The organism is Variovorax stachyos (assembly GCF_051400855.1).
Lineage (GTDB): Bacteria > Pseudomonadota > Gammaproteobacteria > Burkholderiales > Burkholderiaceae_C > Variovorax.
Genome location: NZ_JBLFFN010000002.1, coordinates 380,245 through 406,934 on the forward strand (window position 1 = coordinate 380,245; position 26,690 = coordinate 406,934).

27 protein-coding genes are annotated in these 26,690 nt (G+C 68.1%); 20 read left to right on the forward strand and 7 right to left on the reverse strand.

Annotated features, from left to right (window positions below; all coding sequences use genetic code 11):
- Window positions 1–23: 23 nt before the first annotated feature.
- Window positions 24–1,934 carry a glycoside hydrolase family 3 N-terminal domain-containing protein gene (locus tag ACMGEZ_RS05030; RefSeq protein ID WP_436821147.1) on the reverse strand — a complete coding sequence of 637 codons (1,911 nt, stop codon included), beginning with the start codon at window positions 1,932–1,934 and terminating at the stop codon, window positions 24–26.
- A gap of 467 nt (window positions 1,935–2,401) precedes the next feature.
- Here ACMGEZ_RS05030 and ACMGEZ_RS05035 point away from each other — a divergent pair, with 467 nt between their 5' ends.
- The 8 genes from ACMGEZ_RS05035 to ACMGEZ_RS05070 all read left to right on the forward strand — a co-directional run bounded on the left by ACMGEZ_RS05035 (window position 2,402) and on the right by ACMGEZ_RS05070 (window position 8,778).
- The gene (locus ACMGEZ_RS05035) at window positions 2,402–3,862 is read left to right on the forward strand and encodes a sensor histidine kinase (RefSeq protein ID WP_436821148.1); all 1,461 of its coding nucleotides are present in this window, start codon (window positions 2,402–2,404) and stop codon (window positions 3,860–3,862) included.
- Window positions 3,859–4,488, forward strand: coding sequence for a response regulator transcription factor (locus ACMGEZ_RS05040; protein ID WP_436821149.1), 630 nt, complete (start codon window positions 3,859–3,861; stop codon window positions 4,486–4,488). Before ACMGEZ_RS05035 ends, ACMGEZ_RS05040 begins: the two co-directional genes overlap by 4 nt.
- Before the next feature lie 119 nt (window positions 4,489–4,607).
- Window positions 4,608–5,126, forward strand: coding sequence for a GlcG/HbpS family heme-binding protein (locus tag ACMGEZ_RS05045; protein ID WP_436821150.1), 519 nt, complete (start codon window positions 4,608–4,610; stop codon window positions 5,124–5,126).
- 14 nt (window positions 5,127–5,140) lie between these two features.
- The gene (locus tag ACMGEZ_RS05050) at window positions 5,141–5,833 is read left to right on the forward strand and encodes an ankyrin repeat domain-containing protein (RefSeq protein ID WP_436821151.1); all 693 of its coding nucleotides are present in this window, start codon (window positions 5,141–5,143) and stop codon (window positions 5,831–5,833) included.
- Between the two features lie 42 nt (window positions 5,834–5,875).
- Window positions 5,876–6,523 (forward strand): FMN-binding negative transcriptional regulator, encoded by a 648-nt coding sequence (locus ACMGEZ_RS05055; protein ID WP_436821152.1) that lies wholly within the window; start codon window positions 5,876–5,878, stop codon window positions 6,521–6,523.
- Window positions 6,524–6,526: 3 nt separating this feature from the next.
- Window positions 6,527–6,742, forward strand: a complete 216-nt coding sequence (locus tag ACMGEZ_RS05060) for a hypothetical protein (protein WP_436821153.1) — start codon at window positions 6,527–6,529, stop codon at window positions 6,740–6,742.
- Window positions 6,743–6,763: 21 nt separating this feature from the next.
- On the forward strand, window positions 6,764–7,843 hold the full coding sequence (tadA, locus tag ACMGEZ_RS05065; RefSeq protein ID WP_436821154.1) for a tRNA adenosine(34) deaminase TadA: 1,080 nt from the start codon (window positions 6,764–6,766) through the stop codon (window positions 7,841–7,843).
- Window positions 7,840–8,778, forward strand: a complete 939-nt coding sequence (locus ACMGEZ_RS05070) for an LD-carboxypeptidase (protein WP_436821155.1) — start codon at window positions 7,840–7,842, stop codon at window positions 8,776–8,778. Before tadA ends, ACMGEZ_RS05070 begins: the two co-directional genes overlap by 4 nt.
- A gap of 73 nt (window positions 8,779–8,851) precedes the next feature.
- On the opposite strand, the gene ACMGEZ_RS05075 is transcribed toward ACMGEZ_RS05070, so the two are convergent.
- Window positions 8,852–9,088, reverse strand: a complete 237-nt coding sequence (locus ACMGEZ_RS05075) for a hypothetical protein (protein ID WP_436821156.1) — start codon at window positions 9,086–9,088, stop codon at window positions 8,852–8,854.
- 394 nt (window positions 9,089–9,482) lie between these two features.
- Between ACMGEZ_RS05075 and ACMGEZ_RS05080 the strand changes: the two genes are divergently transcribed.
- From ACMGEZ_RS05080 to ACMGEZ_RS05095, 4 genes are all read left to right on the forward strand, one after another.
- A complete protein-coding gene (locus tag ACMGEZ_RS05080) occupies window positions 9,483–10,430 on the forward strand; it encodes an adenylate/guanylate cyclase domain-containing protein (RefSeq protein ID WP_436821157.1) in 948 nt (315 codons plus the stop codon).
- 106 nt (window positions 10,431–10,536) lie between these two features.
- Window positions 10,537–11,925, forward strand: a complete 1,389-nt coding sequence (locus tag ACMGEZ_RS05085; protein WP_436821158.1) for a phenylacetate--CoA ligase family protein — start codon at window positions 10,537–10,539, stop codon at window positions 11,923–11,925.
- 100 nt (window positions 11,926–12,025) lie between these two features.
- Window positions 12,026–12,250, forward strand: coding sequence for a hypothetical protein (locus ACMGEZ_RS05090; RefSeq protein WP_436821159.1), 225 nt, complete (start codon window positions 12,026–12,028; stop codon window positions 12,248–12,250).
- Window positions 12,251–12,384: 134 nt separating this feature from the next.
- A complete protein-coding gene (locus ACMGEZ_RS05095) occupies window positions 12,385–13,812 on the forward strand; it encodes a methyl-accepting chemotaxis protein (RefSeq protein ID WP_436821160.1) in 1,428 nt (475 codons plus the stop codon).
- Window positions 13,813–13,881: 69 nt separating this feature from the next.
- On the opposite strand, the gene ACMGEZ_RS05100 is transcribed toward ACMGEZ_RS05095, so the two are convergent.
- From ACMGEZ_RS05100 to ACMGEZ_RS05115, 4 genes are all read right to left on the reverse strand, one after another.
- Window positions 13,882–14,382, reverse strand: a complete 501-nt coding sequence (locus ACMGEZ_RS05100; RefSeq protein ID WP_436821161.1) for a GNAT family N-acetyltransferase — start codon at window positions 14,380–14,382, stop codon at window positions 13,882–13,884.
- The gene (locus ACMGEZ_RS05105) at window positions 14,379–14,666 is read right to left on the reverse strand and encodes a type II toxin-antitoxin system TacA family antitoxin (RefSeq protein ID WP_436821162.1); all 288 of its coding nucleotides are present in this window, start codon (window positions 14,664–14,666) and stop codon (window positions 14,379–14,381) included. The genes ACMGEZ_RS05100 and ACMGEZ_RS05105 overlap by 4 nt, the downstream gene beginning before the upstream one ends.
- Before the next feature lie 94 nt (window positions 14,667–14,760).
- Window positions 14,761–15,498 carry an enoyl-CoA hydratase/isomerase family protein gene (locus tag ACMGEZ_RS05110; RefSeq protein ID WP_436821163.1) on the reverse strand — a complete coding sequence of 246 codons (738 nt, stop codon included), beginning with the start codon at window positions 15,496–15,498 and terminating at the stop codon, window positions 14,761–14,763.
- Between the two features lie 56 nt (window positions 15,499–15,554).
- Window positions 15,555–16,778, reverse strand: coding sequence for a CaiB/BaiF CoA transferase family protein (locus ACMGEZ_RS05115; RefSeq protein WP_436821164.1), 1,224 nt, complete (start codon window positions 16,776–16,778; stop codon window positions 15,555–15,557).
- A gap of 83 nt (window positions 16,779–16,861) precedes the next feature.
- On the opposite strand from ACMGEZ_RS05115, the gene betC reads away from it, so the two are divergent.
- From betC to ACMGEZ_RS05145, 6 genes are all read left to right on the forward strand, one after another.
- A complete protein-coding gene (betC, locus tag ACMGEZ_RS05120) occupies window positions 16,862–18,385 on the forward strand; it encodes a choline-sulfatase (RefSeq protein ID WP_436821165.1) in 1,524 nt (507 codons plus the stop codon).
- A gap of 13 nt (window positions 18,386–18,398) precedes the next feature.
- The gene (locus ACMGEZ_RS05125; RefSeq protein ID WP_436821166.1) at window positions 18,399–19,898 is read left to right on the forward strand and encodes an aldehyde dehydrogenase family protein; all 1,500 of its coding nucleotides are present in this window, start codon (window positions 18,399–18,401) and stop codon (window positions 19,896–19,898) included.
- 33 nt (window positions 19,899–19,931) lie between these two features.
- Entirely contained in the window at window positions 19,932–20,825 is an 894-nt protein-coding gene (mmsB, locus tag ACMGEZ_RS05130; RefSeq protein ID WP_436821167.1) for a 3-hydroxyisobutyrate dehydrogenase, read from the forward strand.
- Between the two features lie 23 nt (window positions 20,826–20,848).
- A complete protein-coding gene (locus ACMGEZ_RS05135; RefSeq protein WP_436821168.1) occupies window positions 20,849–21,814 on the forward strand; it encodes a Bug family tripartite tricarboxylate transporter substrate binding protein in 966 nt (321 codons plus the stop codon).
- Window positions 21,815–21,866: 52 nt separating this feature from the next.
- Window positions 21,867–22,529 carry a GntR family transcriptional regulator gene (locus ACMGEZ_RS05140; protein WP_436821169.1) on the forward strand — a complete coding sequence of 221 codons (663 nt, stop codon included), beginning with the start codon at window positions 21,867–21,869 and terminating at the stop codon, window positions 22,527–22,529.
- 222 nt (window positions 22,530–22,751) lie between these two features.
- Window positions 22,752–23,528: an enoyl-CoA hydratase/isomerase family protein gene (locus ACMGEZ_RS05145; RefSeq protein WP_436821170.1), complete on the forward strand. Its 777-nt coding sequence runs from the start codon at window positions 22,752–22,754 to the stop codon at window positions 23,526–23,528.
- A gap of 136 nt (window positions 23,529–23,664) precedes the next feature.
- Here ACMGEZ_RS05145 and ACMGEZ_RS05150 read toward each other — a convergent pair whose 3' ends face one another.
- A complete protein-coding gene (locus ACMGEZ_RS05150; protein ID WP_436821171.1) occupies window positions 23,665–24,633 on the reverse strand; it encodes a Bug family tripartite tricarboxylate transporter substrate binding protein in 969 nt (322 codons plus the stop codon).
- A gap of 203 nt (window positions 24,634–24,836) precedes the next feature.
- Between ACMGEZ_RS05150 and ACMGEZ_RS05155 the strand changes: the two genes are divergently transcribed.
- Window positions 24,837–26,066 carry a CaiB/BaiF CoA transferase family protein gene (locus ACMGEZ_RS05155; protein ID WP_436821172.1) on the forward strand — a complete coding sequence of 410 codons (1,230 nt, stop codon included), beginning with the start codon at window positions 24,837–24,839 and terminating at the stop codon, window positions 26,064–26,066.
- The gene (locus ACMGEZ_RS05160; RefSeq protein WP_436821173.1) at window positions 26,066–26,683 is read left to right on the forward strand and encodes a glutathione S-transferase family protein; all 618 of its coding nucleotides are present in this window, start codon (window positions 26,066–26,068) and stop codon (window positions 26,681–26,683) included. The genes ACMGEZ_RS05155 and ACMGEZ_RS05160 overlap by 1 nt, the downstream gene beginning before the upstream one ends.
- The last annotated feature ends 7 nt before the right edge of the window (window positions 26,684–26,690 follow it).

The window sequence follows — 26,690 nt, forward strand, 5'->3', positions numbered from 1 at the left end:
TTCGGCACGCTGACCGATGCCGATCAGCTGCCGCTGAAAAAGAAATAGCGCCGGCTTTCCGGCAGCAGCGTCATGCCGCCGCGCAAGCCTCCTGCGGCCGAGGGCCCGATCCACAGGTCGAACTGCCCCGGCTCCACCGTCGGCGCCATGTCCTGCCCGATGAACATCAGGTCGGCCCGCGTGAGCGTGAACTCGACCGTGGCCGATTGCCCCGCCGGGATGCGCAGCTTGCGGAAGCCCTTCAACTCGCGCACCGGCCGGGTGACGCTGGCCGCGCGGTTGCCGACGTAGAGCTGCGCCACCTCCTCGGCATCGCGCTGGCCGGTGTTGGTGATGCGCGCGCGAATGGTGGTCGTGCCGTCCCAGGCCATGCGCGCGGGGCTGACCTCGAGCGCGTCGTAGCGCACACGCGCGTAGCCCATGCCGTGGCCGAAGGCGAAGGCCGGGTCGTTGGTCGCGTCGAGGTAGCGTGCCTTGTAGAAGGTGGCGGGGGCATCGGCCAGCTGCGGCCGGCCGGTGCGCTTGTGGGCGTAGTAGTAGGGCACCTGGCCCGGCGTCTGCGGAAAGCTCACCGGCAGCCGGCCCGAGGGGTTGATGTCGCCGAACAGCACGTCGGCAATGGCGGGGCCGGTCTGCGAGCCGAGGAACCAGGTCACCAGGATGGCGTTTGCATTGCGCACCGCGCCGCGCAGTGCGAGGGCGCGGCCGTTGCGCAGCAGCACGACCACCGGCTTGCCGGTGGCGGCCACGGCCTCGGCCAGCGCCTGCTGCGCGCGCGGGATCTCGATGTCGCTGCGCGAGCGCGCCTCGCCCGACATCTGGTCGTTCTCGCCGATGGACAGCAGCACCACGTCGGCCTCGCGCGCGGCCGCGACGGCCGCATCGATGCCGCCGGGGATCGGCGTCTCCACGTTGGCGCCGCGCACCACCGTGAGCAGCTCGGGCGCGGCGAGCGATTGGCGGATCGCCTGCTCGATGCCCACGGGCGGCTGCTGGCCGGGGAAGATGCGCCACGGGCCGAACAGGTCGTCGGTGCCCGCGAAAGGGCCGATCAGCGCGATGCGCCTGCCCGATCTCGGCAGGGGCAGCACGTCGTTCTCGTTGCGCAGCATCACGATCGAGCGGCCCGCCGCCTCGCGCGCCAGCGCCTGGTGCGCGGCGACATCGAAGCGTGGACCCGGCGTGTCCTCGAGGCCGCGGAAGGGGTGGTCGAAGAGCCCGAGCCGCTGCTTGATCCGCAGCACGCGGCGCACCGCATCGTCGAGCCGCGACATCGGCACCTCGCCCTCGGCGATCAGGCCGGGCAGGTACTTCATGTACAGGCCGCTCTGCATGCTGACGTCGGTGCCCGCCAGGAAGGCGCGCTTGGCCGCCTCGCGCCCGTCGGCCGCGAAGCCGTGCGCGATCAGCTCCTCGTCGGCGGTGTAGTCGGAGACCACGAAGCCCTGGAAGCCCCATTCCTCGCGCAGCACGCCGGTCAGCAGCGCGCGGTTCGCGTTGGAGGGGATGCCGCCGATCTCGTTGAAGGCGCTCATGATCGAGAGCGCGCCGGCGTCGATGGCGGCGCGGAAGGGCGGCAGGTAGACCTCGCGCAGCGTGCGCTCGGAGAGATCGACCGCGTTGTAGTCCAGCCCGCCTTCGGCCGCGCCATAGCCGGCGAAGTGCTTGGGCGTGGACAGCATCGCGTCGGCGCGCCCGAGCTCGGGGCCCTGGAAGCCGCGCACCCGCGCTGCGGCGAACTGGCGGCCGAGATAGACGTCCTCGCCCGCGCCTTCGATGCCGCGGCCCCAGCGGGCGTCGCGCGCGATGTCCACCATCGGCGCGAAGGTCCAGCGGAAGCCGTCGGCCGTGGCTTCCACCGCGGAGGCATGCGCGGTGCGCTCGGCCAGCGCCGGCTCCCAGCTTGCGGCCTCCGCCAGCGGCACCGGGAACACGGTGCGGAAGCCATGGATGATGTCGGCGCCGAAGATGAGCGGGATGCCAGGCGCGACTCGTTCACCGCGGCCCGCTGCGCGCGGCGCTTGCCTTCGAGGCCCTCGTTGTTGAAGAGGCCGGTCACGCGGCCGGCGCGGATCTGGGTCAGCTGCTCTTCCTCGCTCTGGCGCGCGCCCTGCGGGTTGGCGACGGTGTCGACGGCGGCGGGGGCGTAGAGGCTCAGCTGGCCCACCTTCTCTTCCACGGTCATGCGTGCAATCAGCGACTCGATGCGCGCCAGCGACGCGCGGTCGAGCCCGCCGGGCGAGGGGCTGGTGGCACAGGCGCCGAGGAGAGCAAGGGGAAGGAGGGCGAGGACGAGGCGAAGGAAGCTGCTGCGAACGCTCATCGGTGACATTGTGGCGGCCTGCGCAATACACCCCCGCTTGCGTCGGGCTTCCGGATCGGCGCGGGCACAATCCGCGCCATGAGGCAATGGTTGCGCACGCAGGTTGGCTGGTGGCTCGCATGGCTGCTGCTCGCCGGCGCCGGCGCGACGTGGATCGCGCGCGCCGAGCTGGCGCAGCTGCATGAGGACTTCGAGGTCAACGGCCGCATCGCGCACCGGCTCATGAGCCAGCAGGCGGTGCAGTACGACGCCGTGCTGGCCACGCTGGCGCTGCTGGCGCCTGCGGCCGATGCCGATCGGCCCGAGCAGCGGCTGTCGGCGGTCTACCCCTCGATCCTTCGCGTCGAACGGCGCGAGGCCGGCGCAAGCTGGTCCGACCGCGTGCTGGCAGATGCCGAAGCGAAGTCACGCGAGCTTCGGCGCCCCGAACTGGCCGGCCAGGACCTGGCGACGGGCCGCTATCGGCTGGTGATCGGCGCCACGCCCATCAGCTACGCCCTCGACATCGACCTCGCGGGCACCGCGCCCGCACGCGACTGGCCGATGGACCCGAAGACCAGCCCGGTGCGCGTGGTGCTGGAGCGCGCGGGCCAGCAGTTCGTGGTGCAGCCGGGGCGGCCCGCCTTGCCGCAGGGCTGGTCCTTCTCCTTCCGAAAGGTGCTGGCTTCGGACAGCCAGCCCTTCGACCTGGTGGCCGAGCGCCATGTGTCCTGGGGCGAACTGCCCTGGGCCTGGATGCTGGCATGGGCCGGTGCCATCGGCATGGTGCTGTGGGGCGCCCGCGCGCTGCGGCGCCAGCGCATCGAGCGGCGCCGTGCCGAGGAACTGCTGCGGCTCGGCCAGGTCGCGCGCCTCAATGCGCTGGGCGAGCTCGCGGCCGGCATGGCGCACGAGCTCAACCAGCCGCTCACTGCGGTGCTCGCCAATACCCAGGCGGCGCGCCGGCTGCTCGACGAGGACCCGCCCGAGCTCGCGACCGCGCGCGGTGCGATGCAGCAGGCGGCCGAGCAGGCCAGGCGCGCGGCCGATGTCGTGGGCCGCCTGCGCAGGGTGATCGAGCGGCCGGGCCAGGCAGGCGCCGCCAGGCCGGTGCCGCTGCAGGACGCGGTGCGCAGCGCGTTGCACCTGCTGGCGCCGGAGTTCGACAAGCGCGCGATCGCGCCGGTGCTCGAAGGCGCCGCGCAGGCGCCGGTCAGCGTGCAGGCCGAGCCGGTGGCGCTGGAGCAGATCGTCCACAACCTGCTGATGAACGCGCTGCAGGCGCTCGACGAGCTGCCGGTGGGCGAGCGGCAGTTGCGGCTCGCTGTCGAGCGCCAGGACGGGCAGGGCGTGCTGCGCGTGAGCGACAACGGCCGCGGCATCGCGCCCGAGCTGCTCGCGCGCATCTTCGAGCCCTTCTTCAGCACGCGCGAGGGGGGGTTGGGCCTGGGGCTGAGCCTTTGCGAGACGCTGGCCGGCGCGATGGGCGGCTCGCTGGCCGCCGAGCCCGAGCAGCCGCGCGGCGCGCGCTTCACGCTGCGCCTGCCGTTGGCCCAATGACGAACGAGCCGCAGTCGCCGCTGGTCCACCTGATCGACGACGATCAGGCGGTGCGCGAAAGCCTGGCCCTCTTGATCGGCACGGTCGGCCTGCGCACCCAGGCCTGGTCGGATCCGCAGGCCTTCCTCGCGGGCTTCGACCGCAGCGGCATCGGCGCCATCGTGCTCGATGTGCGCATGCCCGGCATCAGCGGCCTCGCGGTGCTCGACACGCTGGTCGCGCAGGGCGTGGACCAGCCGGTGATCATGCTGACCGGCCACGGCACGGTGGAGATGTGCCGGCGCGCCTTCAAGGCCGGCGCGGCGGAGTTCCTCGAGAAGCCGGTCGACGACGAGCAACTGCTCGAAGCCCTTCAGCACGCGGTGCGCCAGCATGTGCGCTCGCGCGAGCGGGCCCAGGCCGACCAGGCGGCGCGCGAGCGGCACGCGCAGCTTTCCGAGCGCGAGCGCGAAGTGCTGCGCTTCATCGTCGAGGGGCTGACCAACAAGGAGATCGCGCGCACGCTGGCGCTGTCGCCGCGCACGGTCGAGACGCATCGCGCCAACCTGTTCGCGAAGCTGGGCTGCGAATCGCTGGCGCAATTGATCCGGCGCTACGCCGCGCTGGCGGGCGACGACGCTCCGTAGTTCTACGGAGGGCGGGCGTAGCCGTACGAATGGCGGCGCGGGGCGGCGATTCCTACAGTGGCGCTGCGGCCGGCAAGGTGCCGGCGCGTCGTCATTCAAACCATTTCGGAGAACCCTGCATGCATTCGTCCCTTCGCCTCGGCGCGCTCGCCGTCCCTCTCGCCCTCTGTGCATGGAGCGCGCAGGCCCAGCAAGCCCCTGCCAGTGCGCCTGCCGTGCGCACCGAGCGCAACATCTCGCTGGAGCTCGCGAACCAGATCGCAGCGGCCACCGTGGCGGCCTGCACGGCCAACGGCTACGCGGTCGCGGCGACCGTGGTCGACCGCGCCGGCGTGGTGCGCGCGGTGCAGCGCGCCGACACCGCGGGCGCGCACACGGTGGCCGCGAGCGAGCGCAAGGCCTGGACCTCGGCTTCGGCCAAGGCACCCACGCTGGCGATGATGGAGAACGCCCAGAAGAACCCGGGCGCGGCCAACCTCGTGAACATTCCCGGCTTCCTGCTGCTGGGCGGCGGCGTGCCGGTCAAGGTCGGCAACGAGGTCATCGGCGCGGTCGGCGTGGGCGGCGCGCCGGGCGGACACCTCGACGAGCAATGCGCCAACGCAGGCATCGAGAAGGTCAAGGCGCAGCTGGGCTGAGCACGATGAAGGCCATGCATCGCGCAAGCCTCGCCCTGTTCCTGGCCGCGCTGGCGATCGGCAGCCTGGAGCCGGCGGCGGCCCAGGTGCCACCCACCGCGACCGAGGCGCTCGCCTACGAGGGCGTGCACCAGGCGGCCTGGCGGGGCGACCTCGCTCGCCTCAAGGCGCTGATCGCGGCCGGTGCCGATCTGGAGGCACGCGACGGGCGCGGCCGCACCGCGCTGCATGTGGCGACGCATGGACGCCAGCGCGAGGCGATCCGCCTGCTGGCCCAGGCCGGCGCGAAGCTCGATGTGCTCGAGGACGACCGCTACGACGCGGTCACCATCGCTGCCGTGGCGGACGACCCGGCCACGCTCTCGCTGCTGCTGTCGCTGGGCGCCAGCCCGCGCCAGACCACCAGCCGCTATGACGGCACCGCGCTGATCGCCGCGGCGCATCTCGGGCATGACGAGGTGGTGCGGCGGCTGATCGCGGCGGGCGCGCCGCTGGACCATGTCAACAACCTGCACTGGACGGCGCTGATCGAATCGATCGTGCTCGGCGACGGCGGGCCGCGGCACCAGCGCACGCTGGAGGCGCTGGTCGATGCGGGGGCCGATCTTCAACTGACCGATCGGCAGGGCAACACACCTTTGCAGCTGGCACGTGCGCGCGGCTACGCCGCGATGGTCGCCAAGCTCAAGGCGGCGGGCGCGAAGTAGAACGCCTCGGGGACAATGGCGGTTCCACGAGGAGGACCGTCCATGTACATGCCGCCCCAGTTCAACAGCCAGGACCGCGCCATCGCAGCGCAGTTGATGCGACAGCATCCCTTCGCCAGCCTGATCTCGACCGACGACGAGGGCCTGCCTTTCGTCACGCACCTGCCGCTGGTGCTCGACGACCGCGGGGAGGAGGGCGGATTCGCGCTGCTGGGCCATTGCGCCAAGCCCAATCCGCAGTGGCGCTACCTGCAGGCGCGGCCGCGGGCGGTCGCCACCTTCCTCGGGCCGCATGCCTACATGTCGCCCTCGGTCTACCCGGACCTCGCGCGCGTGCCGACCTGGAACTACCTGGCGGTGCACTGCACCGTCGAAGCCCGCCTCATCGAGACGCCGGCCGAGAAGGACGCGCTGCTCAAGCGCTTGATCGGGGAGCACGAGCCGGCCTATGCGCAGCAATGGCGCGACCTGGGCGAGGACTTCCAGCTCAAGATGCTCAACGGCATCGTCGGCTTCGAGCTGCGGGTGACGGCGCTGCAATGCAAGCTCAAGCTCAACCAGCACCGGCGCGAGTCGCACCCGGCGATGTACGCGCGCTACAGCGCAGGCACCCCGGACGAGCAGGCGCTCGCGGCCTGGATGCAGCGACTGGGCATGCAGACCGATGCGGCACAGGCACAGGAGAGCTGAAGAATGCGCGCGCTCGGATTGATCGGACTGGTGCTCGCGCTGGCGATCGTCGGCGTGCTGGTCAAGCGGCAGATGGGCAGCATGGCCGGCACGCCGGCAGCCGATGCACGCCCGCAGCTGTCGCAACCCGGGCAGGCAGTGCAGGTCCGGCAGCAGTTCAAGCAGTCGCTCGACGAGGCGATGCAGCAGGCGCGCCCCATCCCGGAAGACGCCCGATGACGCCCGACGATGATTCCCCCGATGACGCCCGATGACGAACACTGGATGCGCCTCGCGCTGGCCGAGGCGCGCCGGGCGGCCGAGGCCGGCGAGGTGCCGGTCGGCGCCGTGCTGGTGAAGGGGGGACGGCTGATCGCTGCCGGGCGCAATGCCCCGGTCGCGCTGCACGACCCCAGTGCGCATGCCGAGATGAATGCGCTGCGCGCGGGCGGCGCGGCCCTGGGCAACTATCGCCTCGATGGCTGCGAGCTCTACGTGACGCTGGAGCCGTGCGCCATGTGCGCCGGCGCCATGCTTCACGCGCGGTTGGCACGCGTGGTGTTCGGCGCGGCCGATCCCAAGACCGGCGCGGCGGGCTCGGTGCTGGACCTGTTCACCCGGCGCGAGCTCAATCACCACACGCAGGTGCAGGGCGGGGTGCTGGCGGCGGACTGCCAGCAACTGCTGCAGGACTTCTTCAAGAGCCGCCGCAGCGCGGCGCGCGAAGCAGCAGAGCCGCTGCGCGACGATGCGCTGCGCACCCCCGACGAGCGCTTCGAGGGCTTGGCCGGCTACGGCTTCGAGCCGCGCTACGTCAGCGATCTCCCGAGCCAGCGAGGCTGGCGCATGCACTACCTCGACGAGGCGCAGGCGGCCACGTCGTTGGCCTGCCTCTGCCTGCACGGGCCGGGCGAGTGGAGCTACTTCTTCAGGCACCTCGCGCGCGTGCCGGGATGGCGCGTGCTGGCGCCGGACCTGATCGGCTTCGGCCGCAGCGACAAGCCCAAGCGCGAGACGGTGCACACCTGGTCCTGGCACCGCGACCTGCTGCTCGAATGGCTGGAGCGGCTGCAGCCCGGCCCGCTCGCGCTGGTGCACAGCGCCGACGCTGCGCCGCTCGCATCCCTGCTCGCGAGCGCCGCACCCGGGCGCTTCGCGCTGGTGCGGATGGCGCCCGATGCAGGCGAGGCCGCGATCGATGCCTGGCGCGCGCCCTTCCCCGATCGCGGCTACGAGGCGGCGCTGCGTGCCCTGGGCCCGATTCCGTCGGTCGCTTCCGGTCCCGATGCGGTGCAGGCAGCGCAGCTCGCGCAGGAGGCGATGGGATACTTCCGCCCGTGAAGAAGAAACACATCTATATCTATTCCCCCTCCAGCGCCGTGCGCGACAAGGCCGCTTTCCGGCGCGGCATCAAGCGATTGCAGGCGCTGGGCCACGAGGTCGAGATCGACGAGGCCGCACTCGCCACCCACCAGCGTTTTGCCGGCGACGATGCCACCCGCCTCGCGGCCATTGCCCGCGCCGCCGCCAGCCGCGCCGACGTGGCCTTGATCTCGCGCGGCGGCTATGGCCTCACGCGCATCCTCGATGCCATTCCCTACAAGGCGGTCGGCAAGGCGATCGAGCGTGGCACCGAGTTCGTGGGCCTGAGCGACTTCACCGCGCTGCAGGCCGCGCTGCTGGCAAAGACGGGCGCGGTGACTTGGCAAGGCCCGGCGGTGGGCGAAGACTTCGGTGCCGAGGACGGTGCCGACGAGATCATGGAAGCGTGCTTCGACGACCTGCTGCACGGCCAGGGCGAAGGCACCGGCTGGCGCGTGCCGAAGCGCGACGCCGAGGCCATGGACGGTTTCCGCGGGCTGCACGGCGCAACGCTCTGGGGCGGCAACCTCTGCGTGCTCGTGAGCCTGCTGGGCACGCCGTACTTTCCGGCGGTCGACAAGGGCGTGCTCTTCTTCGAGGACGTGAACGAGCATCCCTTCCGGGTGGAGCGCATGCTCGACCAGCTGCGCCATGCCGGCGTGCTGGCACGGCAGAAGGCGGTGCTCTTCGGCCAGTTCACCGGCGGGCGCACGGTGCCGCACGATCGCGGCTTCAGCCTGGAGACGGTGATCGCGCGCCTGCGCACCTCGATCAAGGCGCCGGTGCTCACGGGGCTGCCTTTCGGCCATGTCCCGACCAAGGTGCTGCTGCCCGTCGGCGCCAAGGTGGAGGTGGCGGCCGACGGCCGCGACGTCTTCATGGTGTGGGGCCACCGGCACCCGCACGCGCACTGACGCACTGCGCGAGGCCCAAAAGCAAAAGCCGCTGCAGGGCAGCGGCTTTGCGCGAGGCGAGGAGAGCGACGCCTCAGGTGGTGATGCGGTGATGCGGCCGGGGCACCATCGCGCCGGGCAGGCCACCCTTGAACAGGCGGTTGATCTGCCGCATCTGGCGACGGGCTGCCGCCTCGCCGTCCACCGCGCTCAGGGCGGTCAGTACATCCTGGCGAAGGTACCAGAGCGCTTCCATGTCGCCGGCAAAGCGCACGCGCTGGGCGACGCGCTGAGCGGAATGGCCGCCATGTGTCTGCAGCAGCGACAGCATCGCACTGCGAATCTGGCCCATCTGACGGTCCGCCGAACGGCGCAAGCCGAGGGCCGGGAACGACAGCAGGCGAAAGAAACTTTGTAGTGCCATGGTATTAAGAAGGCGGTGCCAAGAGCCTAGAGGATTACAACGTTAAGCCTGTCGGTGCTGTCTTACAAGGCAGAGCGCATAATTTCATGTTCAAAAACAACATACTTCACGAATTACTTCAAGCAGTAGACGAGCATTTGATGCTTAAGTTGTACTTCTCGCCGGCAATCTGATGTTTTGCTTTGTTTCCTAATGAAAAAGCAACAGCTTTGCGTGCAAACCGTCAGATTTGATGCCCCCTCGGGGCGTTTGTGCCCCGCTTTGCCATAATCGTCCGGCGCGAGCACCAACAATTGCACAAATGACCGGCCATCCCACTGTCGTCTTCGCTGACCTGACCGGAAGCACGCGGGTCTTCGAGGCCATGGGCAATGCCAGGGCCACCGAAACCGTCACGCGCCTCATCCAGTGGATCGGCGGCGTCTGCGAGGCGCACGGCGGCCGTGTCGTGAAATCGCTGGGCGATGGCGTGTTTGCAATATTCGCCGACGGCATCAATGCCACGAAGGCGGTGCTCGAGCTCCAGCGCAATCACCAGAAGCGCCTGCAAACCTGGCCGGCCCCGTTGCGCATGGAGTTGCAGATCGGCGTGGCGAGCGGCGAAGTGGTGGAGGTGGACGGCGACTGCTACGGCGATGCCGTCAACCTCGCTTCCCGGCTCAGCGACCTGGCGGGCCCCGGGCAGATCTGGGCCACCGAATCGGTCATCGACCAGCTGCAGGGCGGCGAGGCGCGGCATCGCAGCCTCGGGCCGATCAACATCCGCGGCAAGAACGAGATGCCGGTGGTGCACCGCATCGACTGGCAGGACGAGGTCACCGAGTTCCTCACCATGCCGGCCACCCTGGCCGTGCCGTCGCGCACGGCCGACTCTTCCTTCGCGCAGATCGAGCTCGCCTGGCTCGACGTGCGCTCGATGTTCCGCGCTGCCGAGCTGCCCATCCACCTGGGCCGCGTGGACGAGGCGCAGTTCGTCGTCAACGATCCGCGCGTGTCGCGCCTGCATGCGCGCATCGAGGCGCGGCAGGGCAGTTGCGTGCTGGTCGACATCAGCACCTACGGCACCTGGGTTCGGTTTCACGGCACGGCGGGCGCCAGCGGCGAGATCGCCTTGCGCCGCGACGAGTGCGTGCTGCATGGCAGCGGCGAAATTGGCTTGGGCGCGCCGTTGAGCGACTTCAGCGCGCCGACCATCTCCTTCAACACCACCGGCGGCAACGTGCAGCTCGCGCGGCGCGAAACGCGTTGAGGCGGCGACGCGGCGGGCCGATCGCCTGCCGCGTTCGACTGGTATTTCGATAGTCCTTGGCAAGCCGGGCGGCTGCGTCCACCATGGTGGGTTCTGCTCGCCCACGATGCTGCCACCCTTCGATCCCTGGCTCACCAGCCGCATTGCGCTCGATGCGGCCGCGGTCCCGCATGCCGGCGCCCGGGCGCTGGCCGATCGCCAGGCGCGGCGGCTGGCCGATCTCCTGCACGCGGCCGTGCGCGGATCGTCCTTCTACAGGCGACGGTACCGGGGACTCGATCCCTCGAGCGTGCAGCTGGAAGAACTGCCGGTGGTGCGCAAGGCCGAGCTGATGGGCGCCTTCGACGACTGGGTCACCGACCCGGCGCTGCGCCTCGATGCGCTGCGCCGCTTCACCGCCGACCGCTCCCGCATCGCCGACCCCTTCGCGGAGCGCTATGTGGTCTGGGAAAGTTCGGGCAGCAGCGGCGAGCCGGGCATCTTCGTGCAGGACGCGCGGGCGATGGCGGTCTACGACGCGCTCGAGTTCCTGCGCCGGCCGGCGGCGCGCTCGCTCGAGCGGCTGATGAACCCCTTCGGGCTCGGCGAGCGCATTGCCTTCGTCGGCGCCACCGGCGGGCATTTCGCGAGCACGGTCTCGATCGAGCGCCTGCGCCGGCTCAACCCGGCGCTATCGCTGAGCCTGCGCAGCATTTCCTTCCTGCAGTCTGCCGAAGCGCTCGCGGCCGAGCTCGATGCCCTGCGGCCCACCGTCGTGGCCACGTATCCCAGCGTGGCGCTGCTGCTGGCCGAGGAGCGCATGGCAGGCCGGCTGCACGCGGTGCCGCGGGAGATATGGACGGGTGGAGAGGAACTGTCGGCAACGCGGCGCGGCTTCGTGGCGCAGGCGCTGGGCTGCCCGGTGGTCAACAACTACGGCGCCTCGGAATTTCTCACCCTGGCCAGCGAATGCCGCCACGGCCGGCTGCATCTCAACAGCGACTGGGCGATCCTCGAGTCGGTGGACGCGCAAGGTCGCACGGTTCCGCCAGGGGAGCGCGGTGCCAGCACGCTGCTGACCAACCTCGCCAACCACGTGCAGCCGCTGATCCGCTACGAGCTCGGAGACCGTGTGCGCCAGGACGCCGAGGCCTGCCCCTGCGGCTCCGCCTTGCCGGCGATCGAGGTGGAGGGCCGCAACGACGATGCGCTGCAGCTCGGCCGCCCGGGCGCCCGCACCGTCTGCGTCCCACCGCTCGCGGTGAGCACCGTGCTGGAGGACGACGCTGGCCTGTTCGACTTCCAGCTGGTCCAGCAGGGCCCGTGCGAGCTGCTCCTTCGCACCGGGCTGCAAGGCGAGGCGGCGGATGCGAGCCTGCGCCGCGCACGTGTCGCGCTATCGGCCTTCCTGGTGCGGTTGGGCGCCAACGGCGTGCACATCCGCTGCCGCAGCGGCGAACGCGAATGCCGGGGCGTCAGCGGCAAGGTGCAGCGCGTGCTCGTTGCGCCCACTTGAAGGCGCGGGGGGCATCCACTAGGCTTCATGTTTCGACCCGGCGCAACGCGCCGCGGCCTTGCGAGCGACCCGCTTTCCATCCGAACACCTGGAGACCCCAATGACCCTCGCCTCCGCCGCCGATCTGTCGAACACGTACACGCCTTACGGCAGCTTCCAGCCGGTCCTCGAATGGCAGACCGCCATGATCGAAAACCTCATGCGCGCACAGCAGATCCAGCTGCAAATTCTGACCGCCTGGCAGCGCCCCTTCGCCGCCGTCAACCAGGAGCTCTGGGACCAGTGGGTCGTGCGCTTCGGCGGCGGCGTGCCGATCGACGGGTAGCCCGCCGCGGCCTGAAATCGCGATTCCGGCGCTTTCCTGGGGTTTACCCCTAGGCCGGTGCTCTCAAGTTCCTGCGGGTGCCTGCCGATAGGCCTCATGACGAGGCTCCGATCGGCGGCCGTCGAGGAACAAGCATGCGGAATATGAAGATCGCGACCCGGCTCGGCTGGGGTTTCGGGATCGTGCTTCTGTTGATGACAGCATCGATTGCAATTGGCATGGTGCGTTTGCGCGGCATGGCGGAGATCCACGAGCGTGCCGGGGCTGCGCAACAGGAGATGCTGCAGGGCGCCATCCGGCAGCTGGGGCAGGGCGCCGCGGGGCCGGAAGCCGTTCAGAAGCAACTCGCAGCCTTGGCGGAACAGCAGGGCCGCAAGGCCGGTGCGACGGCTGCCGAGCTCGAAAAGGCGATCGACGAGACACGCTGGCTCCTGCTGGGCCTGGGCCTGCTCGCGCTGGCGACAGGCATCGGCTGGACCATCGGACTGGTGCGCAGCATCGTCCGGCCGCTGGACGAGGCCATCTTCATCGCCGAAACGGTCGCGGCCGGCGACCTCAGCAAGGAATTCGAAACCGAGCGTGGCGGCGAGTTCGGCCGCCTGCTGCGCGGCATGGGCGAGATGGAAGACACGCTGACCGACGTGGTGACGCGCATCAAGGCATCGACGGATTCGATCGTGACCGCGTCGCAGCAGATTGCCGTGGGCAACCAGGATCTCTCGTCGCGCACCGAGGAGCAGGCCAGCTCGCTGGAGCAGACCGCGGCTTCGATGGAAGAGCTGACCTCCACCGTCAAGCAGAACGCCGACAACGCGCGGCAGGCCAATCAACTCGCGCTCTCGGCCTCCGACGTGGCCGTCAAGGGCGGCAGCGTGGTCAGCCAGGTGGTGGACACCATGGCCTCGATCCACGCCTCGTCGAAGAAGATCGTCGACATCATCGGCGTCATCGACGGCATCGCCTTCCAGACCAACATCCTGGCCTTGAATGCCGCGGTGGAAGCGGCACGCGCCGGCGAGCAGGGCCGCGGCTTCGCGGTGGTGGCCTCCGAAGTGCGCAACCTCGCGCAGCGCTCCGCTGCCGCAGCGAAAGAAATCAAGGGCCTGATCGACGACTCGGTGGGCAAGGTCGACGCCGGCACGGCGCTGGTGGGCGAAGCGGGCAAGACGATGGAAGAGATCGTGGGCAGCATCCGCCGCGTGACCGACATCGTGGGCGAGATCAGCGCGGCGAGCCACGAGCAGACCCAGGGCATCGAGCAGATCAACCAGGCGATCACCCAGATGGACCAAGTGACGCAGCAGAACGCGGCGCTGGTGGAAGAAGCCGCCGCCGCGGCGAGCTCGCTGCAGGACCAGGCCGGGAAGCTGTCGCAGGTGGTCGGCACCTTCAAGCTCGACGACGACGAAGCGCCGCGTGTACCTGCGCCGGTGCGTCCGGTGCAGATCAGGCCGTCGCCCCAGGCCGCCTCGCCGGCGAAGCCGCCCGTCCAGCGCATCGCCGCCGCCACGCCGCGCAAGCCCACGGCGTTGCCTGCCGGCGGCGATTGGGAGAGCTTCTAGAAAGCAATCGGAGGCCCGACAAGGGGACAAAAAAACCCGCCGAAGCGTACAGCCTTGATTGCCGCCAGCTCAGTTCTTCTTCGCAAGCGTCGCAATTGGAAGGACGAAGGTCAGCGGCTTGCTGCTGAATGCAGTGAAGCCGTGATGTTCATAGAACGCAGCGGCAGCCTCGTCCTTTGCATCGACAACCAACGCGAAGACGCCAATGCCTGACTGCATTGCGCGCAGCCCTGCATCCCATAGCAGTGCCGCTCCAAGCTGCCTCTTTTGGAACGCGATGCTCACTGCGAGGCGGCCAATGCGTGCGACGGGAACAAGGGGATAGCGAGGCAGCTTCTTCGCCATTGTCTCGGAAAGGTCCATGAGCGGCACGCTGCCGGCGGCCAGGGTGTAGTACCCAGCGATCGCATCCGACTTCGAATCGATGGCGACATAGCAGGCGCTGGTGCGGCGGCGCATGTCTTGCGACGCTTGCTGGCGCAAGTACTTGTCGAGTGCATCGCTCCCACAGACAAAGCCTGCGCGGTCATGCTCGGACGCAAGCGCCTCTATCCGGAACCGAACTGTCACCGCGAGGAAGCGATCAGTTTCTTGTGTGCCTTGGCCGCGCGTGCCATCGCAGGAGGGAGCGCTGGGGGATCGAGCAGCAGGGCGGCAAAGCGCTGCTGTTCTTCCATCGAGAGGCGAATAATCTGCGTCTGCTCAATCGTGCGGCGCGCGGCTTCTTGCGCAGCCCCGACGAGAAAATCACTGATGCTGCGTCCCTCGATCTCTGCGGCGCGTCGGACCACAGCCAGCACGTCAGGCGCAATGCGCGCTTCGACGCGTTCGGTTCGGCTGGTATCGGTGGGCATGGTAGACCTCGCTTTTCGCTCAAATGTACGGTACTTTACCGTACAAAGTCAACGGAAGACTGCTTTCCGCTTCCGAGCAAGCTCAACGATCACTTCATTGCCGATCCGCCAGGCTCGCCAGCCTTCTTGCGGTCTCCTTCGACGACAAGGACGCTTCGTACGCAGCCCTGCCCGAGCCCTCGTTCCATTCGCCTGCCGCAATGGCGTCTATGTGCCGTTTCATCGAGCGGACGGCGTCCACCTCGCAACGAGCAATGTGGTCCCGGTAGGTGTTGATCCGCGGCTGAAGCTCATCCCGTTCTACCAGCTCCGTGAGAAAGCCGATCCTTAGCAACTCTTCGCTGTCCATCGTCATCCCGGTCAGGAAGATCTTCTTGCTTGCGGAACAGCCCAGCCGTGTGACGAAGCGTCGCAGCCCGCCCGGGTAGTAGTGCAGGCCGAAGCTCGCGGCGGGCATGAACAGGCGGCATCCACGCACACCTATGCGGAAGTCGCACGCGAGGGCCAGGTCGGTGCCGCCGCCATAGGCACTGCCGTTCATGGCGCACAGCGTGGGTATCTCGATGGCCTCCAGGGCGTCGAGCATGTGTTCGAGCGAGCGGTCCAGGCGTGCGCCGATCTGGCCCAGCGTGTAGCCCGAGCAGAAGGTCTTTTCACCTTCGCCGGTCAGAACGAGCAGCCGCACCGAGGGCGTGGCTCGGACTTGCTCGATGTGTTGCAGCAGGACCGCAGGATCGTCCGGGTCGATGCGGTTGTGTTGCCCCGGACGACGCAAGGTGATGATCGCCATCGAGTCCACGATCTCCAGCGTGGGTGCCGAATCGCCGCTCATTGGAGTACCTTCGCCTTCGGCTGCGGTGCTGTTCGCCTTGGGAACGGCCCTGCGTCTCATGCGCCGACCTCTTGGGCATGCTGCACGATCACCCCCTTGCGAACCAGCGCCTGGAGGTCCGCCTCTGCGTAGCCGTGCTCCCGAAGCACTTCGAAGGTGTGTTCTCCCAGGGCCGGCGGTGCGCGACGGATCGACCCACCCAGGCGGCCATCGAACGAGATCGGGCTGCCCACCTGCCGGATCGCGCCGAGCTCGGCGTGCTGCACCTCCTCCACGATCCGCGAGTGGAGCACCTGTTCATCCGCGAAGACGTCGGCAAGGTTGTTGATAGGCCCGGCCGGGATGTCGGCGGCGAGCAGCCGTTGCGTCCATTCGGAGCGGCTGCGCTCCTTCAGTCTCGTCTCGATGAGCTCCTTGAGTTCCAGGCGCCGCTCGATCCGCGCGGCGTTGGTGGCGTAGCGCGGATCGTCGACCAGTTGCTGCAGCTCGAGCACCTCGCAAAGCCGCTTCCACATCTCGGCGGTCGCCGGCGCGATGTTCAAGGGACCGTCGGCGGTCTCGAACACGCCGTAGGGGGAGATGACGGGGTGGGTGTTGCCGGCGAGCGCTGGCACCTCGCCGAGGCTCAGGTAGCGCTGCGCCTGCACGCTCATGAGTCCGACCAGGCCGGCCAGCAAGGAGGTTTCCACCCGCCGGCCGCGGCCGCTCGCGTGCCGCTCTGAAATGGCGGCGAGCACGCCGATCGCGCACCACATGCCGGCGGTCTGATCTCCGATGGCCACCCCCACGCGAACAGGACCGGACTCGGCGGTCCCCGTGACGCTCATCAGGCCCGAGTAGCCCTGGGCGATCTGGTCGAAGCCCGGACGGCCGCTGGCCGGTCCCGTGCGGCCGAAGCCGGTCACGCTCGCGTAGATCAGGCGTGGATTCGCGGCCGCGAGCGTTTCGTAGGACAGGCCCATCGCCTCCATTGCGCCGGCGCGGAAGTTCTCCACGACGACATCGCAGCTTCCCGCCAGCTCTCGCAACAGGTCCAGCGCCGCAGGGTCGCGGAAGTTGACGGCGATGCCGCGCTTGTTCCGGTTGCCGCTCAGGTAGTAGGCACTGGTACCGCGGTCGAAGGGCCCCCAGTTGCGGATCATGTCGCCGCCGGTCGGCTCGACCTTGACCACGTCGGCGCCGAGGTCGCCGAGGACCATGGTGCAGAAAGGACCGGCCAGCGCGCGGGTGAGATCCAGGACGCGGACCCCGGACAGGGGCAGGGATGTGGGGTCGCTCATGTTTTCTCCGCTTGTCATATGGCTGAGGCCAGTCTATATTGCATACAACGGAAATGCAATCATTGTGCAATCAAGGAGACCCAATGCGAAAACCCAACATCCTGTTCGTCATGGCCGACCAACTGTCGGCCCCCGTCCTGCCGTTCCACGGCAACCCGGTCGTGAAAGCGCCTCACCTGCAGGCGCTCGCCGAGCGGTCCGCTGTTTTCGAGAACGCCTACTGCAACTTCCCACTGTGCGCACCCGCGCGCTTCTCGCTCCTGGCCGGCCAGTTCGCGACGCGCATCGGCGCGTTCGACAACGCCTGCGAGTTCCAGGCGGCCACGCCCACGCTGCCCTACTACCTCGCCCAGCAGGGCTACAAGACCATCCTCAGCGGCAAGATGCACTTCGTGGGGCCCGACCAGAAGCACGGCTTCGAAGAGCGGCTCACCACCGACATCTACCCCGCGGACTTCGGCTGGGTGGCGGACTGGACGGAAGGCGAGTTCAGCTTCTACTCGCCGGGCCACAACCTGAGCACGGTGGATGAAAGCGGCTCCTGCTTCAGAAGCCTGCAACTCGATTTCGACGAGGAAGTGGAGGCCAAGGCAATCCAGCGCCTGTACGACCTGGCGCGTGAGGACGAGCAGCCCTTCTTCATGTGCGTGTCCTATACGCACCCCCACCCGCCGTATCACATTCCACCGGAGTACCTCGAGCGGTACTCGCCGGAAGAAATCAACCTGCCCATCGTCGGCGACATGCCGATGCAGGAGCGCGACAAGCTCAGCCAGTGGGTCCAGTACTCCCACGGGCTCAACGAGAAGGGCGCGACCGACGAGCAGGTGCGCCGCGCGCGCCACGCCTACTACGCGATGGTCAGCTACATCGACGACAAGGTCGGGCGCCTGCTCGAAACGCTCAAGCGTGCCGGCTTCGACGACAACACGATCGTGGTGGTCACCTCCGACCACGGCGACATGCTGGGAGAGCGCGGCATGTGGTTCAAGCGGGTGTTCTTCGACTGGTCGGCCAAGGTGCCCCTGCTGGTCTTCGATCCCCGGGCACCCAAGCCGCGGCGCATCGCAGACCCGGTCTCGCACGTGGACCTGCTGCCGACCCTCGTGGACTACGCCACCGGTGCGAAGACGCCCGCCTGGGTCGAACCGATCGACGGCCGCAGCCTCGTGCCACTGGTGGCCACGGGCGATGGCAGCGGCGAGGCGGAAGCCTTCGTCGAATACACGGCCGAAGGCGTGACCGGCCCCTGCTGCATGCTGCGGCGCGGCAAGTACAAGTACGTGTACACGCACGGCCATCCCGACCTCCTGTTCGACATGGAGGCCGACCCGAACGAGCTCGTCGACATCGCACGGCAGCAACCGCAGGTCGTGGCCGAACTCAAGACGCGCGTGCTCTCCCGCTGGGACCCGGAGGCGATCACGCAGCAGGTGCTGGCCAGCCAGGCCAGGCGCAAGTTCATCAACTCGCTGCCCGACGCCATGCAGCCGGTCTGGGACTACCAGGCCACCACCGACGACACGCGCCGCTTCGTGCGCCGCGGCAGTGCCCGCGTGATCAAGGTCAAGAAGCGCTGGCCGCCACTGGCCGCCGCAGGCAAATGAAAGGAGGCCCAGCATGACCCATTCCAAGCTCATTGCGGATACCGATCCGCACCGTCTCGCCCGCGCCATCAGCGGGTACAACCTGATCGGCGGCGCATTGGTCGAGGCACGGTCGGGGCGCACCTTCCCGGTCGTCAATCCCGCCACCGGACGCGAAATCGGCCATGCCGCGCACAGCGATGCGAGCGACGTGGACCAGGCGGTCGCCGCGGCGGCAAGTGCCCAACCTGCGTGGGCTGCAACGGCCGCGCGCAAGCGAGGCACCCTCGTGGCCGAATGCTCGCGTCTCCTGGCCGAGCACGTGGAAGAACTCGGCCGGCTGGTCGCACTCGAGACCGGCAAGGCCTTGCGCACCGAGAGCCGCGTGGAGGCTTCGGTGGTCGCCGACGCGCTGCAGTTCTACGGCGGCCTGGGCTCGGAGCTCAAGGGAGAGACCGTCCCCTTCAGCCCCGACATGCTGACCCTCACCCAGCGCGATCCGATCGGTGTGGTGGGCGTGATCATTCCGTGGAACGCACCCATGATGCTGATGGCGCTGAAGATCGCGCCGGCGCTGGTGGCGGGCAACACGGTCGTCGTGAAGTCGGCAGAAGAAGCGCCGCTCGCGGTTCTGCGCGTCTGCCAGATCCTCAACCAGAAGCTGCCTGCGGGTGTGCTGAACATCGTCTCCGGCTACGGGGCGGACTGCGGGGCGCCGCTCGTCGCGCACCCTGGCGTCGGGAAGGTGACCTTCACCGGCTCGGTCGAGACCGGCCGCATCGTCGCGCGCACGGCCGGGGAAAAGCTCATCCCCGTCACGCTGGAACTCGGCGGCAAGAGCCCGATGATCGTGATGGACGACGCGGACCTCCCCAAGGCCGTCGCCGGCGCCGTCAGCGGCATGCGCTTCACCCGGCAGGGCCAGAGCTGCACCGCGGCCAGCCGCATCCTCGTGCACGAGAAGGTCCACGACGAATTCGTCGCCATGCTCAAGGCCCGCGTCGATGCGATGAAGATGGGCGACCCGCTCCATGAGGAGACGGACATCGGCACGATCATCTCGCGGCCCCAGCTCGACAAGGTGCTGGGCTACATCGAAAGCGGCCGCTCCGAGCCCGGCGCCCAGGCGCACGAATGCTCGCAGCTGCCCGCAGGCGAAGCGCTTCGCTCAGGCTTCTTCGTGAGGCCGGTCATCTTCACCGGGCTCGGCAACAACTCCCGCCTCGCGCGGGAGGAGATCTTCGGCCCAGTGACCTGCGTGATCCGCTTCTCCAGCTACGAAGAGGCCTTGGCGATGGCGAACGACAGCGACTTCGGGCTGGCAGCGACCATCTGGACGCAGAACCTGAAGACGGCGCTGGACGCCACCCGGCGACTGCAGGCCGGCTTCGTGCAGGTGAACCAGAACATCGTCGTCCAGCCCGGACTGTCCTATGGCGGCGTCAAGCAATCCGGGCTGGGGCGCGAGGCCTCGCTGGAGGCGATGCTGGACCACTTCACCCACAAGAAGACAGTGATCTTCAACATGAGCTGAGTCGACTGCTTTCCAAACCAAGGAGACAACACCATGGCTGTGATCGGTTTCATCGGACTGGGCAACATGGGCTTTCCCATGGCATGCCGCCTGAAGGAAGCAGGGCGCGAGGTGCGCTGCTTCGACGTGAGCGCGGGCGCCATGGAGCGCGCGCATGACGTGGGGCTGCACCCACGAACGTCCGTTGACGAGGCAGTGGCCGGCGCGCAGGTCGTGATCACGATGCTGCCCAGCGGGCGCCACGTACTGGACGTGCTCGCGGCGCGGCCGCTGCCTTTCGCCCCGGGCGCATTGGTCATCGATTGTTCGACGATCGATGTCGCGTCCTGCGCCGCTTTCCACGAGAGCTTGCAGGCCAAGGGGCTCGCCACGCTCGATGCTCCCGTCTCCGGCGGCGTCGGCGGCGCCGCCGCGGGGACGCTCACCATCATGGCGGGCGGGACGCAAGCGGCCTTCGCGCGTGCGCTCGAACTGCTGCGCGCCATGGGCAAGAACATCATCCACGCAGGCGCGGCCGGCGCCGGGCAGGCCGCAAAGATCTGCAACAACATGCTTGCCGGCATTTCCATGCTGGCGGTGTCCGAAGCCCTCTACCTGGCAAAGCGCCTGGGCCTCGATGCCCGGAAGTTCTTCGAGATCGCCTCGACATCGTCGGGCCAGTGCTGGGCCCTCACGAGCTACGCACCCGAGCCCGGCCTGGTGCCGTCCGCGCCCGCCAATCGCGGCTACGAGGGCGGCTTCGCGTCCGAGCTGATGCTCAAGGACTTGCGCCTGGCCGAGCAGGCCGCCGTCGAGAGCCACTCGCCTGCGCTGCTCGGCGCGGCCGCTGCGTCCGTCTACGCGATGCATTGCGCTGCGGGCCGGGGTCGGCTCGACTTTTCTTCCATCATCCAGATGCTCGGCGCTCCGCAGCCCGCGCGTTCCTGAACGAAGCGGACAAGGAGACGAGCATGAAGATGATCCGTCGCACCTTCAACAGCGCGATCGTCGCGCTGCTGTGCACCGGCAGCGCGGCCTTCGCGCAAAAGGACACGGGCAAGCTGATCGTGGGCTACCCGGCAGGGCAGTCCGTCGATGCGGTCGCTCGCCTCCTCGCCGAACGCCTGGGCCCGGCGATCGGCCGCACCCTGATCGTGGAAAACATGCCTGGCCAGTCCGGCAGCGTCGCCCTCGAGGCCGTCGCGCGAATGCCCCCCGACGGCAGCATCATGACCTTGTCGGCATCCGCAGCCGTCGCCGGCAATCCGGCCCTGTACAAGAACGTGCGCTACGACAGCGTGAAGGACTTCGAGCCTGTCGGCCTGATCTATGACGCGCCGCTCGTGCTGATGGTGAACGGCAGCCTGCCGATCAAGTCGCTCGAGGAGCTGATCGCGTACGCGAAGGCGAACCGGGGGAAGGTGAACTACTCGTCGCCGGGCAATGGCTCCGTGTCGCACCTCGCCATGTCGGAGCTCATGCGGCGCACCGGCATCGAAATGACGCACGTGCCCTACCAGGGCGCGGCCAAGTCGCTCACCGACCTGGCCGCGGGCCAGGTGCAGGTCTCCTTCGACGCCTATGCTGCTGCCCAGCCCTTCCTGGCGGGCGCGCGGGTGCGCCCGATCGCCGTGAGTTCGAGCGAGCGCATCTCCGTGCTGCCCTTGGTTCCGACGGTCGCAGAGAGCGGCCTGCCCGATTTCGATCTCGTGCCGTGGGTGGGCTTGCTCTCGCCTGCCGGCACGCCCAGGGCCGTCGTCGACAAGGTCAGCGAAGAACTCGCAAACATCGTGCGCTCGCCGGACTTCTCGCAGCGGATCATCGGCCTGGGCGGGCGGCCGCGAATCAAGTCGGCTGCGGAGTTCAAGAGCTTCGTGCGGGTCGAGGTCGACCGCTGGGCGGCCATCATCAAGAGCTCCGGAGCTCGGCTGGAGTGACGCCCGTCATCTCTTGTATAACGGTTGCATGACGCCAGAGAAGTCCAACGCGTTGCGAAAACGAAGTCCCCAGCCGCTGTCGGCCGAGCAGGTCTGCGACCGGATCCGCGCCGCGATCCTGAGCGGTGAGCTCAAGCCGGGATCGAAGCTCACCGAACAGGATCTCGCGGCCGAACTCGACGTGAGCCGCACGCCCATCCGCGAGGCCATCCGCCAGCTGGAGGTGGAGCGGCTGGTCAGCCGGACACCGTTCGTGGGGGTCACCGTGACCCAGCTGCGCCCGGAAGAAGTGATCGAGCTGCTGGACATCCGTGAAGTCCTCGAAGGATTGGTGGCTCGGCTCGCCGCGCGCAACATGGACAGCGTCCACCTGCAACGGCTCAAGAAACTGATGCAGCAGCTGGCCGCCAGCGCGAGGAAAGGCGACGTCGCCGTGTACCTCGATCACGCACTGGCGTTCCGGCGTGCGCTCGTGGAATGCTGCCGCAGCGCCACCCTGTCGGAGCATGTCATGGCGATCGAGAACCGCCTGCGCCTGACGGGCAGCCGCACCGCGCTGCTGCCGGGGCGCCTGGAAGCGGCCATCGAGGAACACCAGAAGCTGCTGGACGCGATCGCAGGTGGCGATGCCGAGGCTGCCGAACGGCTCAACCGCGAGCGCATCCGGCACATTCGCGATGCGGTCGCGAAGTCGATTTCGTTTTCCATTCTCTAGCTGTCGATCTGCGCCAGACCGCAGCGCCGCTTGCGTCGCACATGGGCTGCTTTGAACCGGCTTGACCCGATTTCCCGGGGGCGGCGCTCGCACCAGACACGCAGCGACTTGCGGAAAGCCGCATAGCAGCTCTGCGCAACCGATGGCTTCGTCAAATCCGGGCACGTCACTAGACTGGCAACACCGAACATGACGAGCGCCTTCGCGCCGGAAACGGAGACCATGAACGACCTGACCCAACTCGACTACGAGCTGAACGACTTCGTCGCCACCCTCACGCTCAACAGCCCGCCGGTGAATGCGCTCACGCGCACGCTCAACGACGAACTCACGCTGGCCCTGGACCGAATCTCTGAAATGGACGAAGTGCGCGTCGTCGTGCTGACCGGCGCAGGCAAGGTGTTCTGTGCCGGCGCCGACCTCAAGGGTCGCGCCTCGGTCATCAAGGGGCCGGGCGACCTGGCCGCACATTCGCGGAGAACGCGCGAATGCTTCCATGCGATCCGCGAGTGCGCCAAGCCGGTGATCTGCGCGATCAACGGCGCCGCGCTAGGCTCTGGCGTAGCGATGGCCGCCTCCAGCGACATCCTGATCGCATCGGACAAGGCATCGCTCGGCTTGCCCGAAGTTGACGTGGGACTGCTGGGCGGCTGCCGTCACGCAATGCGCCTGTTCAGCCACTCCCGTCTGCGTCGAATGATGCTGACCGGCATGCGCGTGCCAGGTGCCGAGCTCTATCGGCTTGGCATCATCGAAGAGTGCACTACGCCCGAGGACCTGATGCCCAAGGCGCTGGAGCTCGCGGCCACCATCGCGTCCAAGAGCCCGGTGTCGACCCGCATGGGCAAGCACACACTCAACGTCATCGAAGACATGAGCCTGCGCGACGGCTATCGCTACGAGCAGGACATGACGGCGCTGATCGGCAAGACCGACGACGCCAAGGAAGCGCAACGGGCGTTCGCGGAGAAACGCGCCCCGGTCTTCACAGGGCGCTGAGCTTGGGCCCTGGCGCGGGGCCTCCGAAGGACACAGAGCCCGCGGTGGCATCGTCGGACGCCACCAACATCCAGTGCACCATCGAGCGCGACGGCGACGAGTACGTCAATCACGGCGGCCGGCAAGGCCGCGCCGCTCACTCCATCTTGGCGCCTACCCCCTTTGCCAAGGTGCCCCAGCGTTCCGATTCGGCAGCAATGAAGGCGCCGAACTCTTCGGGCTTGCTGCCGACCACTTCCACGCCTTGCTGGTCGAACTGCTGCTTCAGTTCTGGCGAGCGCAACGCAGCCCCGACGGAGGTGTACAGCTTGTTGATGATCTCGGGCGAAGTGCGGGCCGGGGCGAGCATGCCGTACCAGTTGTAGGCCTCGGCCTTGGGCAATCCCAGTTCCGTCACCGTGGGCACGTCCTTGAGCACAGGGATGCGCTTTGTGTTGGTCACCGCCAGTGCGCGCAGCTTGCCCGACTGGATGAAGGGCAGTGCCACGGGAATGTCGACCAGCATCATGTCGACCTGGCCCCCCATCAGGTCAGTCAGCGCTGGTGCAGCGCCGCGATAAGGGATGTGGTTGATGGTCAGCTTGGCTTCGCGCTTGAGCAGCTCGGCCTGCAGGTGCGGCGTGGTGCCGCTGCCGGCCGAGGCGTAGTTGATCCTGCTGGCATCACCGATCGCGGCGGTCTTCAGTTCGGCAAAGGTCTTGTACTTCGAGTTGGCGGACACCACCAGGACTGCGGGCACCTTGAGCGCCTGGGTGACAGCCACGAGATCCTTCTGCGGGTTGTAGGGCATCGAGGGGACGATGTGCGGCACGATGGCCAGCGCGCCAGCCGAAGAGAAGAGCAGGGTGTAGCCATCCGCCGGCGACTTGGCGACCGCGTCGGCGCCCAGCAGCCCGCCCGCGCCGCCCTTGTTGTCGATGATGATGGATTGGCCCAGTGAAGTGCTGAGCTTGGCGCCGAGCGAGCGCGCCGTTTGGTCGACCGGTCCGCCGGCAGGGAAGGGCACGACCACGCGGATCGGCTTGGTGGGGTAGGCCTGCGCCCATCCTGAGATGGCGGCCGATGCAAGGGCCAGCGCGGCGGTGGATCTGACAAGTCGATTCATGGTCAATGTCTCCGGTTTCGTAATGAATGAACTTTAGGAACACGGCCGTCTCGTCGCATCGGTCTCCGGCGCATACCTGCTATGCAGCCTGGCACCATGCACATCTGCTGGTATGCGCCGCGGCGCATCACAGCGTTGCCGCCCAGCGCGTGGTCCGGAGCGCGTCGCAATTCCAGAATCGTCTCCAACCAAGGAGACTTCGCATGACCACCACCAAAGGCCCCCTCTCGCACGTCAAGGTGCTCGACCTGAGCCGCATCCTCGCAGCCCCGTGGGCCAGCCAGATCCTCGCTGACCTCGGCGCCGACGTCATCAAGGTCGAGCGGCCCGGGGCCGGCGACGACACGCGCACCTGGGGCCCTCCGTTCCTCAAGGATGCGCAAGGCAAGGACACGAAGGAAGCCGGCTACTACCTTGCCGTCAACCGTGGCAAGCGCTCGATCACCGTGAGCCTCGAAAAGCCCGAAGGCCAGAGGATCGTCAAGGAGTTGGCGGCAAGGGCCGACATCGTGCTGGAAAACTACAAGGCCGGCACGCTGAAGCGCTATGGCCTCGACCAGGCTTCGTTGCGCGAGATCAACCCGCGGCTCATCTATTGCTCGGTCACCGGCTTCGGCCAGACCGGCCCCCGCCGCGACCAGCCGGCTTACGATTTCCTGATTCAGGCCATGGGCGGCCTGATGAGCGTGACTGGCGAGAAGGATGGCCGCCCGGGCGGTGGGCCTCAGAAGGTCGGCATCCCCATCGTCGACTTGATGACCGGGATGTACACCGCCGTTTCCGTGCTGGCCGCACTGGCGCGCCGCAACGAAACGGGCGTGGGCGACAACATCGACATCGCCATGCTCGACGTGCAGGTGGCCACGTTGTCCAATCAGGCGATGAATTACCTGGTCTCGGGCAGGGTGCCGCGCCGCAATGGCAATGCGCACCCCAACATCCAGCCGCAAGACGTGTACGGCTGCGCGGACGGGGATGTGATCCTCGTGGTGGGAAACGACGGGCAGTTCGCGAAGCTGTGTGAAGTCTTCGGCCGTCCCGACTGGATCACCGATGAGCGCTTTGCCACCAACGCGCAACGCGTGCGCAACATCGGCGAACTCTCGGGCATGCTGCGCGACGTCTTTGCAGAATGGGAACGAGAACGGCTCATCGCCGCGCTAGACAAGGCCGGCGTCCCCTGCGGCCCCATCAACACCGTGGCCGACGTATTCAAGGAGCCGCAGGTCAAGGCGCGCGAGATGCTGCGCTACGTGCCGCATCCGTGCGGCGTGGACGTGCCGCAGGTGACGAGCCCGATGCGGTTTTCCGAATCCCCGCTGCAGACGCAAAGCGCGCCGCCTCTCCTGGGCCAGCACAGCGATGACATCCTGGCCGAGCTGGGCTACAGCGCTTCGTGCATCGAATCGCTGCGCTCTGCGGGAGCGATCTGATGACGGCGCAGATGAAACTGCATTGGTCACCCAAGTCGCCCTATGTGCGAAAGGTGATGATCTGCGCGCACGAGTTGGGCATGCTGCCCCGGCTCGAACTCGTTCGCTCGGTCGCGGCCATGCTCCAGCCCAACGCAACCATCATGGCGGACAACCCGCTATCGAAGATCCCGACGCTTGTGCGCGAAGACGGCTCGACGCTCTTCGATTCGATCGTGATCTGCGAGTACCTGAACGAACAGGCCGGCGGCTCGCTGTTTCCGGCACAGGGCGAGGCACGCTGGCAGGCCTTGCGCTGGCATGCGCTGGGGGATGGCCTGCTCGATGTGCTGATCCTGTGGCGCAACGAGCGCGAGCGAGAGCATCCATTGCAGGCATTGTTGGACGCCTTCGAGCTCAAGACACGCGCCTCGCTGAAGTTGCTGGACGCAGAGGCCGACCTGATCGGCAGCGCGCCTTTCTCCATCGGTCAGGTGACGCTGGGCTGCGCGCTCGGGTATGCCGACTACCGGTTCCAATCGCTGGGCTGGCGCACGCTGGCACCGCGGCTTGCCGACTGGTTTGCAGGCCTGCAGGCGCGTCCTTCCTTCCGATCCACGGAGCCTGTCGATGGCTGATCAATCA